Origin of the sequence: Kitasatospora sp. NPDC036755, assembly GCF_040636595.1 — a bacterium.
Lineage (GTDB): Bacteria > Actinomycetota > Actinomycetes > Streptomycetales > Streptomycetaceae > Kitasatospora.
The window spans coordinates 1-13,305 of record NZ_JBEZUT010000248.1 but is presented as its reverse complement, the minus strand read 5'-3'; the positions used below and the strand labels follow the sequence as shown (position 1 = coordinate 13,305).

The following is a 13,305-nucleotide window of genomic DNA, read 5'->3' as shown; positions in this document are numbered from 1 at the left end:
CCGGTGTGCCGTCGCCCGGGCCGCCCGGGCCGCCCGGGCCGCCTGGGCCGCCGGGGCCGTCCGGGCCGTCCGGGCCGCCTGGTGCCCCGTCGCCCGGGGCGCCCGGAGGCGGAGTGCCCGGGGTTCCCTCGCCAGGCGGACCTACGCCTGGTGGGCCTGTGCCCGGGGCACCCGGGGGCGGGGCGCCGGGAACGCCTGCGCCTGGAGGCGGAGTGCCCGGGGCGCCCGCGGGTGGTGCACGCGTCCCCGCACCCGGCGGGCCGGGGGTTCCAGCGACCGGCGTCGGTGGGCCCGGAGCCGGTGCCGTCGGTGGGCCCGGAGTCGGTGCTGCGGCTGCTGCTGCCGGAGTCGGTGCCGCCGGTGGTGATGGTGCGGTTGCTGCTCCCGGAGCGGGTGCGGCCGGTGGTGGTGGTGCCGGTGGCGGCGCTGCGGCTGCTGCTCCCGGGGGTGGTGCCGCTGGTGCCGCGCCTGCTGCACCTGCTGCGCCTGGAGCGCCTGCCGGTCCTGCCGCGCCTGCCGCACCTGCCGCGCCCGGAACCGGAGCCGGAGCCGCGTCCGGTGGGCCCGTCCCGGGTGCGCCGGGTGCGCCGGGTGCGCCGGCCGCGGCAGGTGCGCCGGGTGCGGGGGGCGAGCCCGCCAAGGGCTCGTCGAGCGCCTCCGCCAGTGCGTCCGCGACACCCTCCGGATCCCCGGGGCCGCACGCCGGGGGGAACCACGGGTCGCCTCTGCTGCACACCGGTCGCTTCGGCCAGAGCAAGCCCCCGCTGTCGCACGGCGTTCTGCTGTTCTTCCTGCTCCTGTTCGTTCCCGCGACCGCCGCCGCGGCCGTCGCGTGGCGTCGCTTCAAGCCGAGCCGCCGGACCGACTGAACCTGAGGGGTGCCATGGAACACGTACTCGCGATGACCGGCATCGTCGTCGGACTCGTCGTCGTCGCGCTCGGTGCCCTCCTGCTGAACGGCCGCAGGAGGAGGCGATCGGCGTCGGGGGAGGAAGCCCGCGACGGCACCGCCGACTACCTCACGATGATGGTCGGCGTGCTGTACGCCCTGGTGCTGGGCGTCGCGCTGGTGACGGTGTGGGAGTCCAAGGACGACGCCAGTACCAACATCAGCGCCGAGGCCGGGGCGCTGCACCAGATGTACCTGCTCGCCGACGCGCTGCCCCCCGACACCGCCCAGCAGGCCCGCTCGGCGACGGAGGCGTACGCCGTCTACGTCCGGAACGAGGAGTGGCCCCTGATGGAGCAGGGCAAACCGCTGGGCCCGCGCGGCTGGGCGCTGCTGCGCGACGTGCAGAACGCGTGGACGTCCTTCGAGCCCGCCACCAACGTGCAGCAGCAGGTGGACCAGGTGGCGTTCGCGCAGCTCTCCGCCGCCTATCAGGCGCGCCACGGCCGGGAGGAGGCCGCGGGCCAGGGCATGTCGGGTGTCATGTGGTTCGGCCTGCTCGCCGGTGGTGCGCTCACCCTGGGCCTGATGTTCCTCTTCGGGGTCGAGCGCACGGGCACCCATCTGGTGCTGGCTACGGGCTTCACCTGCCTGATCGTCTTCATGGTCGTCCTGATCTACGAACTGAACTCGCCGTTCGGAGGCCTGCTCGGTCTGTCGTCCGCGCCGTTTGCCGGCGTCGCCGTCGGAGTTTGACCGGGGTCGCCCTTCGCAGGTTCGTCGACCCCTCACCACGCGACGGGCAGGACGAGCGGGCGGGTGAACAGGTTGTCCTCGTCCCAGGGGAGTTCGTCCGCGTTGATCCCGAGGATGAGGGTCGGGAACCGGGTGAAGAGTGTCTCGAAGGCGATCCGCAGATGCGTTCGGGCCAGGGAGGCGCCCAGGCAGAAGTGGGGCCCGGCGCCGAAGGTCCTGGAGCCGTCCGTACGGCGGTGGATGTCGAACCGGTGGGGGTTCTTGTAGTGGTCGGGGTCCCAGGTCGCCGCGATCATCGGCGTGACGACCGTCTCTCCCGCGCGGATCGGCACGCCGCGGATCTCGGTGTTCTCCAACGCGACCCGCGGGTTGGACAGGTAGCCGTTGTGGTGCAGCCGCAGGAGTTCTTCCACGACCGCCGGCCACAGCTGCGGGTCGTCGCGGACGGCTCGCAGTTCGTCGGGGTGCCTGAGCAGGGTGACGATGCCGGTGGACATCGAGGAGACCAGCGGTTCGACGCCGGTGACGAGCAGGTAGCTGACGGTGCCGTGCAGTTCGTCGGAGGTGATCTCACCGGCCTGGTGGGCCGTGACCAGCGCCCCGACCGGTTCGGCCGGATCGGGGTCGGACCACTTGTCCGCGATGATCTCGGCGGCCAGCGCGCCGATTCTTTCGGTGGCGGTCGCAACGTCCGTCCGGTCCGCGTTCTGGCTGGTCTGCTCGCGGAAGAATCCGTGCAGTGCCTGGCGCCGGTCCGCCGCGATGCGCAGCAGGCCGCAGCTGACGCGCAGGGCGAGGGGCGCGGTGTAGGCACCGACCAGGTCGGTGGGGTTGCTTCCGGCGGCCATGGCGGCCAGCAGGTCGTCGGCGTGCGCCGCGATGTCGCCGGAACACCGTTCGGCGGCCCCCCGGTTGAACAGGGGGTTGAGGATCTGGCGCACCCGGGTGTGCCGGGGCGGGTCGAGGTTGAAGATGCCCCCGGGCACGGAGTTGAAGTCCTCGCCGATCAGTCTCGGCGCGCCCGGGTAGACCAGGTTCCTGGAGAAGCGCGGGTCGGTGAGGACGTCGGTGATGTCGTCGTAGCGGGTCAGCAGCCAGGTGGTGTGCCCGCTGGGCATGCGCAGCGGGCAGACCGGTCGTTCCCGCCGCAGGGTGGCGTACAGCGGGGGCGGGGTCCCGTGTTCTCCTGCGGGCAGCGGCCATTGGAGGACGTCGGTATCCGGCAGGGTCACTGCTGGGCTCCACTTCTGTCGACGTTCGCCGGCTCGTCCGGCTCGTCCGGTTCGGCGGTCAGCGCGACGGTGGCGAAGCCGTGGCCCTTTGCCGGTGCCAGTGCGGGGACCTCGCCGTTCCACAGGGCGAGTTGCAGGGGCCAGGGACGGTTGTAGAGGAGGACGGCGGTCCTGGTCCCCACGATGCCGGGCATGTCGAGGATCAGTGGGAGTTCGGCGAGGACGTAGCCCAGGTTGAGCTCGGTCTGGGCCGGGGTCGGCTCTGTGCCGAGGACGGTCCTGAGGTAGCCGCGGGAGGCTTCTCGGCACAGTTCCCGCAGCCGGCCGTCCGAGCGGAAGACGCCGTCGACCTCGGCGCGCAGCTCGCGGTAGCGCCTGCGGGTGGCGAGCCGGGTCCAGCTGTTGACCCGGGCGTGCGGGTTCGGCCCGGAAGCGTCGAGGGCGCGTCGGGCCGTGGCGCGCATCCTGCGTACGACCCGGGTCGTGGTCTGCACCGCTTCCCGGGGTTCCCGTCCGCCGGCGATGAGGCCGAAGGCCGTCTCGTAGCCGGGCAGGACGGCTTCGACGTGCTGGAACCGGCGGGCGGCCCAGGCCAGCAGTGTCCCGACGGTCGAGGGCCGGTAGAAGCCGTTGAACGGGCTCAGCCCGAACACGGCGGCTTCACCGGCGTCGACGATCCTCCGCGACTGCTCGTTGAGGGGGTGCACCGTGACGGTTTCCGCCGGGGCCGCGGTCACAGGCTTCGCCGCCAGTAGGCGCCGCAGACGTCGATCGGCTGGATCGGGTCGTCGATCCGCTGTTCGTGGCGGAAGTCGTGCACCGCGGCCCGGCACGCCGGGATGACGTAGTCGTCGACGATTACGAACCCTCCGGTGGACAGCCTCGGGTACAGGTGGGTCAGGGCGTCCCGGGTGGACTCGTAGAGGTCGCCGTCGAGGCGCAGCAGCGCCAGCTTCTCGATCGGCGCCTGGGGCAGGGAGTCCCGGAACCGGCCCGGGAGGAAGACGACCTGCTCGTCCAGCAGCCCGTAGCGGCGGAAGTTCTCCGCGACCTCCTCCTGGGGCACGTCGAGGACGCCGTTGGCCTGGTGCAGGGCCAGTTCGCGGTCCAGGGGGTGCCCGTCGATGCCCACGTCGGGGATGCCGGTGAAGGAGTCGGCCACCCACACCCGGCGGTCGGCGACGCCGTGCGCCTTGAGGAACGCGCGCATGAAGATGCAGGCTCCGCCGCGCCAGACGCCGGTCTCGACGAGGTCGCCGTCGATGCCGTCCGCGAGGACCCGTTCCAGGCAGTCGTGCAGGTTGTCCAGCCGCTCCAGTCCGATCATCGTGTGCGCGGCGGCGGGCCAGTCCAGTCCTCCGTGCCGCTTCTCGGCCCGGTATGCGGTCGGCCCGTCCGGGGTGAGCGCGCCGTCCTGGTAGATGACGTTGGTCAGGACCTTCTTCATGAGGTCCAGGTAGAGGTGCCCGTCACTGTCGTCCACTGGTGTCTCCATGGCTGGTCGGTCTCGGTGTGGATCGCTCCGCAGGGTCCGGAGGTCCGGGGTCGGTGTGACCTGACGGGACGTCACTCGGGGGGCGGGGGGCAACCGCGGTCGAGAAAGGCTGGTGCGCCTTCCTCGGCGTTGACGCCCTTCTCGATGAAGGCGAGGTTGTGGTAGACGGTCAGGGCCACGGTGTGGCGGTCGGCGTAGGACGGCCGGGACGCCACCGCCGGTGTGACCCACTCCTGGTGGTGCAGGCCGTCGATGAGCTGCTTGAGCAGGCCGGCCGAGGTCGCGGGCCCGGCGACGGGGCCGGCGGTGCCGCCGAAGGAGGGCCAGTAGGCGGTCTGGAGGTCCTCGACCACGTACAGCCCACCCGGCCGCACGTGGCGGAACAGGGCGGCGAAGGAGGTGCGGACGTCGGCGTTGAGATGGCTGCCGTCGTCGATGACGATGTCGAACGGCCCGAACCGGCGGCCGAGTTCGTCGAGGAGTACCGGGTCGCCCTGGTCGCCGACGGCGGTGGCGATGCGTGGGCCCCGGACACCGGGCTTGGGGACGATGTCGAGTCCGAGGACCAGTGCCGCGGGGAAGTAGCGCTGCCACATGCGCAGTGACGCGCCGCCCTGGTCCGCCGCGTCGTAGCCGCCGATCCCGATCTCCAGCAGGCGGATCGGTGCGTCCCGGAAGCGGGCGAAGTGCCGTTCGTAGTGCTGGGTGTACCAGTGGAGGTCGGCCCACTTGTCCGAGCCGAACCGGGTGGAGAGCCGGCCGAGGTCGACCGGGTGCCGTTGGCAGGCGGCCACGACCGCCTGGACGGCGACCGCCAGTCGCCGGCGCTCGCCGACGATCGCGGTGAGTCGGCCCGGGTCCGGGCAGGGGGCGTTCAGCTCGGCGCAGGTGGTCACCCGGCGGCTGGTCTGGCGGTCGGTGCCGGTACCGGTGCCGGGGCCGTAGAGGCTGCGCAGGAGGTCGGCGGCGTCGTGGCTGATCCGCACCGGTGCGTCCTGCCAGCCGTCCCGCCGCGAGGTCAGCCCGTCGCGGTCGACGGTGATGAGGCGGGCGGCCCGGTCCCGGCCCGCGGTGATCTCGAAGGAGAGGCGCGCGGGGCGGTCGACCGGTACGGGATCGCACCGCACCGCCAGTTCCTCGGCGACGAGTGCCGCGACCCGGTCGAGCCCGAGGTCGCCGACGGCCCGCGCCAGCAGGTGTTCGTCCGAGGCCGCGCGCAGGAGCGGCGCGATCGCGGGCCAGCCGGAGCCGGTGGCCGTGATCGGACGGGCGTCGCCGTCCAGCGGTGGGCTGGGCGCGTCGGCGGGTTCCGGGACCGTGTGGGTCATGACACGGCCTCGGACAGCCGCCGGACGACCTGCCCGGGGCCGGGCATCGCGCTGATCTCGTCGCGGACCTGCCGGCACGCCTCGCGGATCCGCGGGTCGGTCAGGACACGGCGGACCCCGTCGGCGAGTGCCCCGCGGTCGATGTCCCGGTCAGGGAACGCCATCCCGGTCCCGCGCTCCACCACCGCCTGCGCGTTCACCGGTTGGTCCGCCGTCTGCGGCAGGACGAGCTGCGGCACACCATGGGCGAGTGCTGTGAAGGTGGTGCCCGACCCGCCGTGGTGGACGACGGCCGCGCAACTCGGGAGCAGGGCGCTGAGCGGCACCCAGCCGACGGCGCGGACGTTCGGGGGGAGCGGCCCCGGGCCGGACACCTCCGGGCCGTCCGCCGTGAGGACGACCTCGGTCTCCTCGGCGGCCACCGCCTCGACCACGTCCCGCAGCATCGAGGTGCAGCCGACGGCGGGGAGCACCGACCCCCAGGTCACGCAGATGCGCGGGCGCCGCGGCGGGACGCACAGCCAGTCGGGCAGCACGGCACCGCCGTTGTAGGGCACGTAGCGCATCGGCCACCCGGTCGCGCTGCCCGGTGGGCGCATGCTCTCGGGGCAGGGGTCGATGGTGGCCGCCGGCGGAGTGAGCGCGCCGGTGACACCGTGGCGTGCGCAGACGTCCTCCATGGCGCTCAGCACGGCGGAGAAGGTCGGGTAGGGCAGCCCGATCCCGTGCATCGCGCAGGGGACGCCGGCGGCCTCGGCGGCGAGCTGGCCGCCGGACAGGAAGGTCGTGAAGACGACGAGGTCCGCGTGCCACCGGTGGATCAGGTCGACGGTGCGGTCCACCAGTCGGCCTCCCACTCCACGGGCCAGGGCGGCGGCGTCGTCGGGCGCCGGCCCCGGCGGTGGGTCGGCCGTCGCGGGGCCCGGCAGGTCCGACGTACCGGCGAACCGGCGCCACGCACCGGGGAGATCGTACCGGTCGGGCCTGTTCTTCGCGAGCCGGACGCCGAGCCGGTGGTAGGTGTCCGCGGCGTCGCCGTCGCAGACGTCCACGGCGGCCAGGCCCGAGCGCGCGGCCATCTCCAGGCTCGGCCCGGTCGTGGCCACCAGGACCGCGTGGCCGGCCTCCTGCGCGGCCCACAGGGCGGGAACCGCCGGCATGAGATGGCCGACCCCGGGCGCCGCCACGAACAAGACGCGCACAGACTGCTCCTCACCGGCTGAAGACATGGGTAATCGCGAATGCGACAAGATTTGTTGGGAATTCTCCAGCCCGGCTGGACCGATTTCAAGCACGCCGGGCCGGACGTGCGACTCCGGGGTCGATCGCGCCGAACGGCGCTTTCACCGGCTCGCACCGAAACGCATTCCGGCGGCTGCTTGACCGGGAACGACGGGCGCGAGAACGTGTCAGGCGAGGCCCATTCCAACGGAGTTCAAGAAAGGGATTTCATGTGATGAGCACATCCTCGGGCCCCGGGGTGGTCGGGAATACCGATCCGACCGCACTGACCGAAGGCCTCAGACTGGCCGGGGAGGACACCCGGGCCCTGCACTCCGTCGTCCAGTCGTACGAACTGGCGGACATCGCGGCCGTATTGGTCGACGAAATCCTCTTCCGCTGCGACCCGCCCGGAAACGCCGAACCGGTCGTCATCGCCATGGACGTCACACGCGGCGAAGAACGACACGGTACCTCCTTTCTGGTACAAGTCGGCCGGCCGCTCCGCCGGAACGAGGCGAACGGTCCCGCCGCACTCCACATCGAATTCGACGTCATCGACCTGGTGCGGGAACTCTTCGGCCCCGCCGGCCCCACCGGGCCCGGTGGGCCGGCGACCCGGAGGACCGCCCTGCAATTCGTCCCGGAGTCCGTGTCGGTGGACGGCCTCCGCCCGCTCGGCCCGATCATGGCAGCGGCCAGCACGGTCCTCACCGGCTGCTCCTCCGACCACCCCGGGCTCGCCCGGCTGGCGGTGCGCCACGACTCGGACAAGTGGGGCGGCCTGCACTGGTTCGCCCCGCTCTACGAACGCCACCTGCACCACCTGCGCACCCAGCCCGTCCGCGTGCTCGAAATCGGGATCGGCGGGTACGACAACCCGGCCTTCGGCGGTGGGTCCCTGAAGATGTGGAAGCACTATTTTCCGCGCGGCCTCGTGTTCGGTGTCGACCTGTTCGACAAGAGCGGTCTCGACCAGCAGCGCCTCCGCACGCTGAAGGCGGACCAGGGCGACCCGGCCCAGCTGACCGAAATCGCCGAGCGGCACGGCCCGTTCGACATCGTCATCGACGACGGGAGTCACATCAACGAGCACATCAGGACCTCGTTCCGGGCCCTGTTCCCCCACGTGCGCCCCGGAGGCCTGTACGTCATCGAGGACCTGTGGACGTCCTACGCCCCGGGCTACGGCGGGAACGAGGATCCCGAGGCCTGCGGCGGCACCGCGCTCGGCCTCGTCAAGCAGCTCGTGGACGACCTCCACTACGAGGAACAGCCGGCGAAGCCCACCGGCGGCGTCGGAGCGTCCCTGGCCGGCCTGCACCTCTACCGCAACATCGCGTTCCTGGAGAAGGGCCGCAACGCCGAAGGCGGGATCCCGGACTGGATCCGCCACGCCCCGAACTCCTGAGGCCCCTCCCGAGAGCCGGGCCGTCAGCCGGCCCTCCAGACGGGCGGCCATGACGCTGGGGGACGGACCGGCCCGGGCAGGGCCCCTCCCGGGGCACCGGCGGCGGTGTCACTGGGGGGCCGTACTGTCCACGGCATGGGAATCGTGAGGTTCGTCGACGAGACGACGGCTGGGCACCGGAGCGACGGGTGGGGTCTGGAGATCGCGGAGGAGCGGCTCACCGTGGGTGAGCTGATCCGGCGCAGGGTCTTCCAGGAGGTCGCGGAGTACAACGCGCGGACGCCGGAGGTGTTCCGGGGCCTGGTGCAGCCGCAGGACGCGGAGCGGGTGCTGAACGGGTACGCGCTGCGCACGCCCCGGCGGATCGATCCCGAGGTGCAGACGGAGCTGGCACTCGCGGCGTTCGCGGGCAACGGCTTCCTCGTGCTGGTGGGGGACCGGCAGGTCACCGACCCGGCGGAGGAGGTCGAGCTGGTGCTCGGCACCGAGGTCACGTTCCTGAAGCTCGTGCCGCTGGTGGGGGGCTGAGGACGGTGGAGTTCCACGGGATCATGGAGCTGCTCCGGCGGCGTGCTCTCACGCCGGCGCAGACGGAGGGGATCGCCGACGGGCTGGTGCGGCTGGCGGCCGGTGACGACGACATGTGGTCCGGCGTGTGGGACGCCGTGCTCGCCGAGGTGCGCAGGATGCCGGCGGAGGCCAGGGGCGCGCTCGCCGACGCCCTGGCGGCGCGGCTCCCCGCGGAGGGGGCGGGCGCGGCCCACGGTAATGTGCTGGGCCTGGTCGTCGTCATCGAGCGGACCCTGCCCGGCCGGTCCGGCCGCCGGTCGGCGGAGCAGGCGAAGGTGCTCGGCGAGATCGGACGGCAGCACGGCCTGTGGTTCGGCAGGCGCTACCTCACCCTCGCCGAGGCCGAGTTGGAGGACGGCCGGCCCTTCGCGCCCGAGGTCGTGGCCGTCCTGCGGCGTTCGGCGATGGAGTCCTACGGCGACGACCGGGTCCGGGCGCTCGCGAAGCGGCTCACCGAACCCGTCCTCAACGTCGGTGAGGAGTGGGCCGAGCGGGCGATGCGGGAGGCCGAGGACGTACCGGGGCTGGAGGCCCTGCTGCGGCACGCGACCACCGCGACCGCGGCCAGGCCCACCCGGGCGTGGGAGCGGCGGGCGGCAGCGCTGGTCGAGCAGTTGGGCGCGGAGCGGGTGCGGGCCGCGGTGGTGCCGTGGCTCGCGCTGGTCGGGCGGCGGACGTTCGCGCTGGAGCGCCGGGAGTGGGAGCCGGACGTCAACGCCGCGTTCGATCCGTACAACGCCAACGCCCTGCGCGGGCTGACGTGGGTGCTCGGGACGCTGCCCGCGCACCCGGACACCGTGCGGGCGCTCGGGGCGCTGGTCGAGAGTTCGCTCCGGAAGGCCGCCGGGATCGGCCCGCGCAATCCGAAGGCCGCCAACGCCGCCGTGGGCGCGCTCACCCGGCTCGACGGGGAGCCGGTTCTCGCCGAGCTGGCCCGGCTGGCCACGCGGGTGACGTACAAGCCCGTGCTCAGGCTGATCGAGTCCGTGCTGGAGCACCGGGCCGAGGAGCTCGGCCTCTCCCGTGAGGAGATGGAGGAACTCGCCGTCCCTGCCTACGGGTTGACGGAGGTCGGGCGCCTGGAGCGGCAACTGGGCGACGTCACGGCGGTGGTGGAGGTCCGGGGCGGCAAAGCCGTTCTGAGCTGGCGCGGTTCGGCCGGCAAGGTCGTGAAGAGCGTGCCGGCCGCCGTCAGGCGCGACCACGCCGAGGAGGTCAAGGAGCTGAAGGCGGCGGTCAAGGACGTCGACAAGATGCTCTCCGCGCAGAGCGAGCGCCTGGACCGGCAGTTCCTCGCCGACCGCGCCTGGCCGTACGCCGGCTGGCGCGAGCGGTTCCTGGACCACCCCCTGATGGGGACGCTGGCCCGGCGGCTGCTGTGGACGGTGGACGGCACGGCCGTCGGGTTCGCCGACGGCGAGCTGCGCACGCTCACCGACGACCCGGTGCGGGAGGGCGGCGAGGTCCGGCTCTGGCACCCGGTGGGGCGCGGGCCCGCCGAGGTCGTGGCCTGGCGCGACTGGCTGGAGCGGCACGCGATCACCCAGCCGTTCAAGCAGGCGCACCGCGAGGTGTACCTGCTGACCGACGCCGAGCGGGCGACGGGCACCTACTCCAACCGGTTCGCCGGGCACGTCCTGCGCCAGCACCAGTTCCACTCCCTGGCGGCCGTCAGGGGCTGGCACAACAGACTGCGGCTGATGGTCGACGACTCGGCCCCGCCGGCCACCCGGGAGCTGCCGCGGTGGGGGCTGCGCGCGGAGTACTGGATCCACGGGGAGTCCCACGCGCTCGGTGCCGACACCACCGACTCCGGCAGCTTCCTGCGGCTGAGCACCGACCAGGTGCGCTTCTACCCGATCGACGCCCCGCAGAACTTCGCGGCCTGCTACGGCGGGGACTACCGGATGAGCGCGTCCCGCCGGGCCGCGCGGGTGGAGCCCGTGCCGATCGCCGACGTCCCGCCGCTCGTCCTGTCCGAAGTCCTGCGCGACGTCGACCTGTTCGTGGGGGTGGCCAGTGTCGGCAACGACCCGACCTGGCAGGACGGCGGGCCCGAGGGCCGCTACCGCGAGTACTGGGCCTCGTACGGCTTCGGCGAGCTGAGCCAGAGTGCCGAGACCCGCCGGGTGCTGCTGGAACGGCTGGTGCCCCGCCTGGCGATCGCCGACCGCTGCACCGTCGAGGGGCGTTTCCTGCGCGTGGTGGGATCGCGCCGGACGTACAGGATCCACCTGGGCTCGGGGAACATCCTCATGGCGCCGAACGACCAGTACCTCTGCATCGTCCCCAAGGCCGGCCAGGCCGCCCCGCAGGCCGGCTACCTGCCCTTCGAGGGCGACCGCATGACGGCGGTGATCCTCAGCAAGGCCGTCCTGCTGGCCGACGACGCGAGGATCACGGACCCGACGATCCTGAGCCAGTTGTAGGGCTCTGGATCCGGCTCGGGGCCGGTGGCGAACGGGAGACGGCGAACGGGAGGGGGTGAACGGGAGGGGGTGACCGGGAGGGACGGCGGTCCGCTCGGGGCGAGCGGGCCGTCCTTGGCGGGACCATGACGACACATCAGGTTACTTTGAGGTAATTTACCGGTGTCGTCCGGGTGAACGCCCCCGGCCCCGCATGAAGGACTCGCACGTGCTCTCTCACCAGCCCCGCCGTTCCGGCCGCCGTCTGGCCGGCTCCGCGCTGGCCCTCGCCGCCGCCATCGGCGCGCTGCCCGTCGCCCCCGCGTTCGCCGACCCGGCGCCCGCACCGACGGCTCCCCGGACCGACGGAACCCCCCACCTGGACGCGGTGGAACGGACCTTGCGCCAGGTCTCGCCCGGGCTGGAGGGCGCGGTGTGGCAGCGGACGGCGGGCAACCGGCTGGACGCGCCGGCCGGGGACCCGGGCGGCTGGCTGCTGCAGACGCCCGGGTGCTGGGGGGACGCCTCCTGCGCCGAACGGACCGGCACCGCGCGGCTGCTGGACCGGATGCGGGAGAACATCGCGCGGGCCACCCGCACCGTCGACATATCCACCCTCGCCCCGTTCCCGGACGGCGGGTTCCAGGACGCCATCGTGGACGGCCTCAAGGCGTCGGTGGCCGCCGGGAACGCGCCCCACGTACGGGTCCTCGCCGGGGCCGCTCCACTGATCAACATCACCGCGTTGCCGTCGAAGTACCGGGACGACCTGGTGGCCCGGCTCGGCCCGGCCGCCGACCGGGTGACCGTCGAGGTGGCCTCGATGACCACCGCGAAGACCGCGTTCTCCTGGAACCACTCCAAGCTGCTGGTCGTCGACGGGCAGAGCGTCATCACCGGCGGCATCAACAACTGGAAGGGCGACTACCTGGACACCGCCCACCCGGTGACGGACGTCGACCTCGCGCTGAACGGTCCGGCCGCCGCCTCCGCGGGCGCCTACCTGGACACCCTGTGGGACTGGACCTGCCGCAACAGCGGGGTCTTCTCGGCCGCCTGGTTCGCCTCCTCGAAGGGCGCCGGATGCACCCCTGACCTGGAGAAGCGGCTCAACCCGCCGGCCGCGCAGGTGCCCGCCACCGGCAACGTGCCGGTGATCGCGATCGGCGGCCTGGGCGTCGGGATCCGCGACACCGACCCCTCCTCCGACTACCGTCCCGAGCCGGCGGCCGGCGCCGACGAGGCCGCGTGCGGCCCCGTCAACCTGCGCGACCGCACCAACGGCGACCGCGCCTACGAGACCGTCAACCCGGAGGAGAACGCGCTGCGCGCGCTGGTCGCCGGCGCCACCAGCCGGATCGACATCTCCCAGCAGGACGTGACGGGCACCTGCCCGCCGATGCCCCGCTACGACGCGCGGCTCTTCGACACGCTCGCGGGCAAGCTCGCCGACGGCGTGAAGGTCCGGATCGTGGTCAGCGACCCCGGCAACCGGGGCGCCGTCGGCAGCGGCGGGTACTCGCAGATCAAGTCCCTGAACGAGATCAGCGACACCCTCGCGGCCCGGCTCACCGCCCGCCTCGGCGACCCGGCCCAGGCCCGGACCGCGATGTGCCGGAACCTCCAACTCGCCTCGTTCCGCGCGGCATCCGCCCCCACCTGGGCCGACGGGCACCCGTACGCGCTGCACCACAAGCTGGTGTCGGTGGACGGCTCCGCGTTCTTCATCGGCTCGAAGAACCTCTACCCGGCCTGGCTGCAGGACTTCGGCTACGTGGTGGAGGACCGCACCGCCGCCGCCCAGCTGGACACCCGACTGCTCGCCCCGCAGTGGCAGTACTCGCAGGCCGCCGCGACCTACGACTACAGCCGGGGCCTGTGCCAGGGCTGACGGCGTGAGGGCACCGTGAGGACACCGCGGCGCCTGGGACAGCAGCAGGGTGTGCGAGGGGTGGACGTTGTCGTCGGCCAGCCCGTGGATCAGCAGCAGCGGCC

The 13,305-nt window shown here is 72.9% G+C and carries 10 protein-coding genes; 5 read left to right on the top strand and 5 right to left on the bottom strand.

Annotated features, from left to right (window positions below; all coding sequences use genetic code 11):
- Positions 1-883 precede the first annotated feature (883 nt).
- Positions 884-1,645, top strand: a complete 762-nt coding sequence (locus tag AB0E96_RS29570) for a hypothetical protein (RefSeq protein ID WP_359828793.1) — start codon at positions 884-886, stop codon at positions 1,643-1,645.
- Positions 1,646-1,677: 32 nt separating this feature from the next.
- Here the strand turns inward: AB0E96_RS29570 and AB0E96_RS29565 are convergent, their stop codons facing one another.
- The 5 genes from AB0E96_RS29565 to AB0E96_RS29545 all read right to left on the bottom strand — a co-directional run bounded on the left by AB0E96_RS29565 (position 1,678) and on the right by AB0E96_RS29545 (position 6,902).
- Positions 1,678-2,877: a cytochrome P450 gene (locus tag AB0E96_RS29565; RefSeq protein ID WP_359828791.1), complete on the bottom strand. Its 1,200-nt coding sequence runs from the start codon at positions 2,875-2,877 to the stop codon at positions 1,678-1,680.
- Positions 2,874-3,584: a tRNA-dependent cyclodipeptide synthase gene (locus tag AB0E96_RS29560; RefSeq protein ID WP_359828789.1), complete on the bottom strand. Its 711-nt coding sequence runs from the start codon at positions 3,582-3,584 to the stop codon at positions 2,874-2,876. Before AB0E96_RS29560 ends, AB0E96_RS29565 begins: the two co-directional genes overlap by 4 nt.
- A 26-nt stretch (positions 3,585-3,610) precedes the next feature.
- Positions 3,611-4,360: a TylF/MycF family methyltransferase gene (locus AB0E96_RS29555; protein ID WP_359828787.1), complete on the bottom strand. Its 750-nt coding sequence runs from the start codon at positions 4,358-4,360 to the stop codon at positions 3,611-3,613.
- Between the two features lie 83 nt (positions 4,361-4,443).
- Positions 4,444-5,700, bottom strand: a complete 1,257-nt coding sequence (locus tag AB0E96_RS29550; protein WP_359828785.1) for a hypothetical protein — start codon at positions 5,698-5,700, stop codon at positions 4,444-4,446.
- A complete protein-coding gene (locus AB0E96_RS29545; protein WP_359828783.1) occupies positions 5,697-6,902 on the bottom strand; it encodes a nucleotide disphospho-sugar-binding domain-containing protein in 1,206 nt (401 codons plus the stop codon). The genes AB0E96_RS29550 and AB0E96_RS29545 overlap by 4 nt, the downstream gene beginning before the upstream one ends.
- A gap of 254 nt (positions 6,903-7,156) precedes the next feature.
- Between AB0E96_RS29545 and AB0E96_RS29540 the strand changes: the two genes are divergently transcribed.
- The 4 genes from AB0E96_RS29540 (at position 7,157) to AB0E96_RS29525 (ending at position 13,201) form a co-directional block, all read left to right on the top strand.
- Complete coding sequence (locus AB0E96_RS29540; RefSeq protein ID WP_359828781.1) at positions 7,157-8,332, top strand: class I SAM-dependent methyltransferase; 1,176 nt, start codon at positions 7,157-7,159, stop codon at positions 8,330-8,332.
- Between the two features lie 135 nt (positions 8,333-8,467).
- Positions 8,468-8,860, top strand: coding sequence for a hypothetical protein (locus AB0E96_RS29535; RefSeq protein ID WP_359828779.1), 393 nt, complete (start codon positions 8,468-8,470; stop codon positions 8,858-8,860).
- 23 nt (positions 8,861-8,883) lie between these two features.
- On the top strand, positions 8,884-11,331 hold the full coding sequence (locus tag AB0E96_RS29530; RefSeq protein WP_359828777.1) for a DUF4132 domain-containing protein: 2,448 nt from the start codon (positions 8,884-8,886) through the stop codon (positions 11,329-11,331).
- 208 nt (positions 11,332-11,539) lie between these two features.
- A complete protein-coding gene (locus tag AB0E96_RS29525) occupies positions 11,540-13,201 on the top strand; it encodes a phospholipase (protein WP_359828775.1) in 1,662 nt (553 codons plus the stop codon).
- Positions 13,202-13,305 lie beyond the last annotated feature (104 nt).

Coding starts and splice junctions, on each gene's coding strand:
- AB0E96_RS29535 (WP_359828779.1), top strand. CDS start 8,468: ATGGGAATCGTGAGGTTCGTCGACGAGACGACGGCTGGGCACCGGAGC.
- AB0E96_RS29570 (WP_359828793.1), top strand. CDS start 884: ATGGAACACGTACTCGCGATGACCGGCATCGTCGTCGGACTCGTCGTC.
- AB0E96_RS29540 (WP_359828781.1), top strand. CDS start 7,157: ATGAGCACATCCTCGGGCCCCGGGGTGGTCGGGAATACCGATCCGACC.
- AB0E96_RS29550 (WP_359828785.1), bottom strand. CDS start 5,700: ATGACCCACACGGTCCCGGAACCCGCCGACGCGCCCAGCCCACCGCTG.
- AB0E96_RS29530 (WP_359828777.1), top strand. CDS start 8,884: ATGGAGCTGCTCCGGCGGCGTGCTCTCACGCCGGCGCAGACGGAGGGG.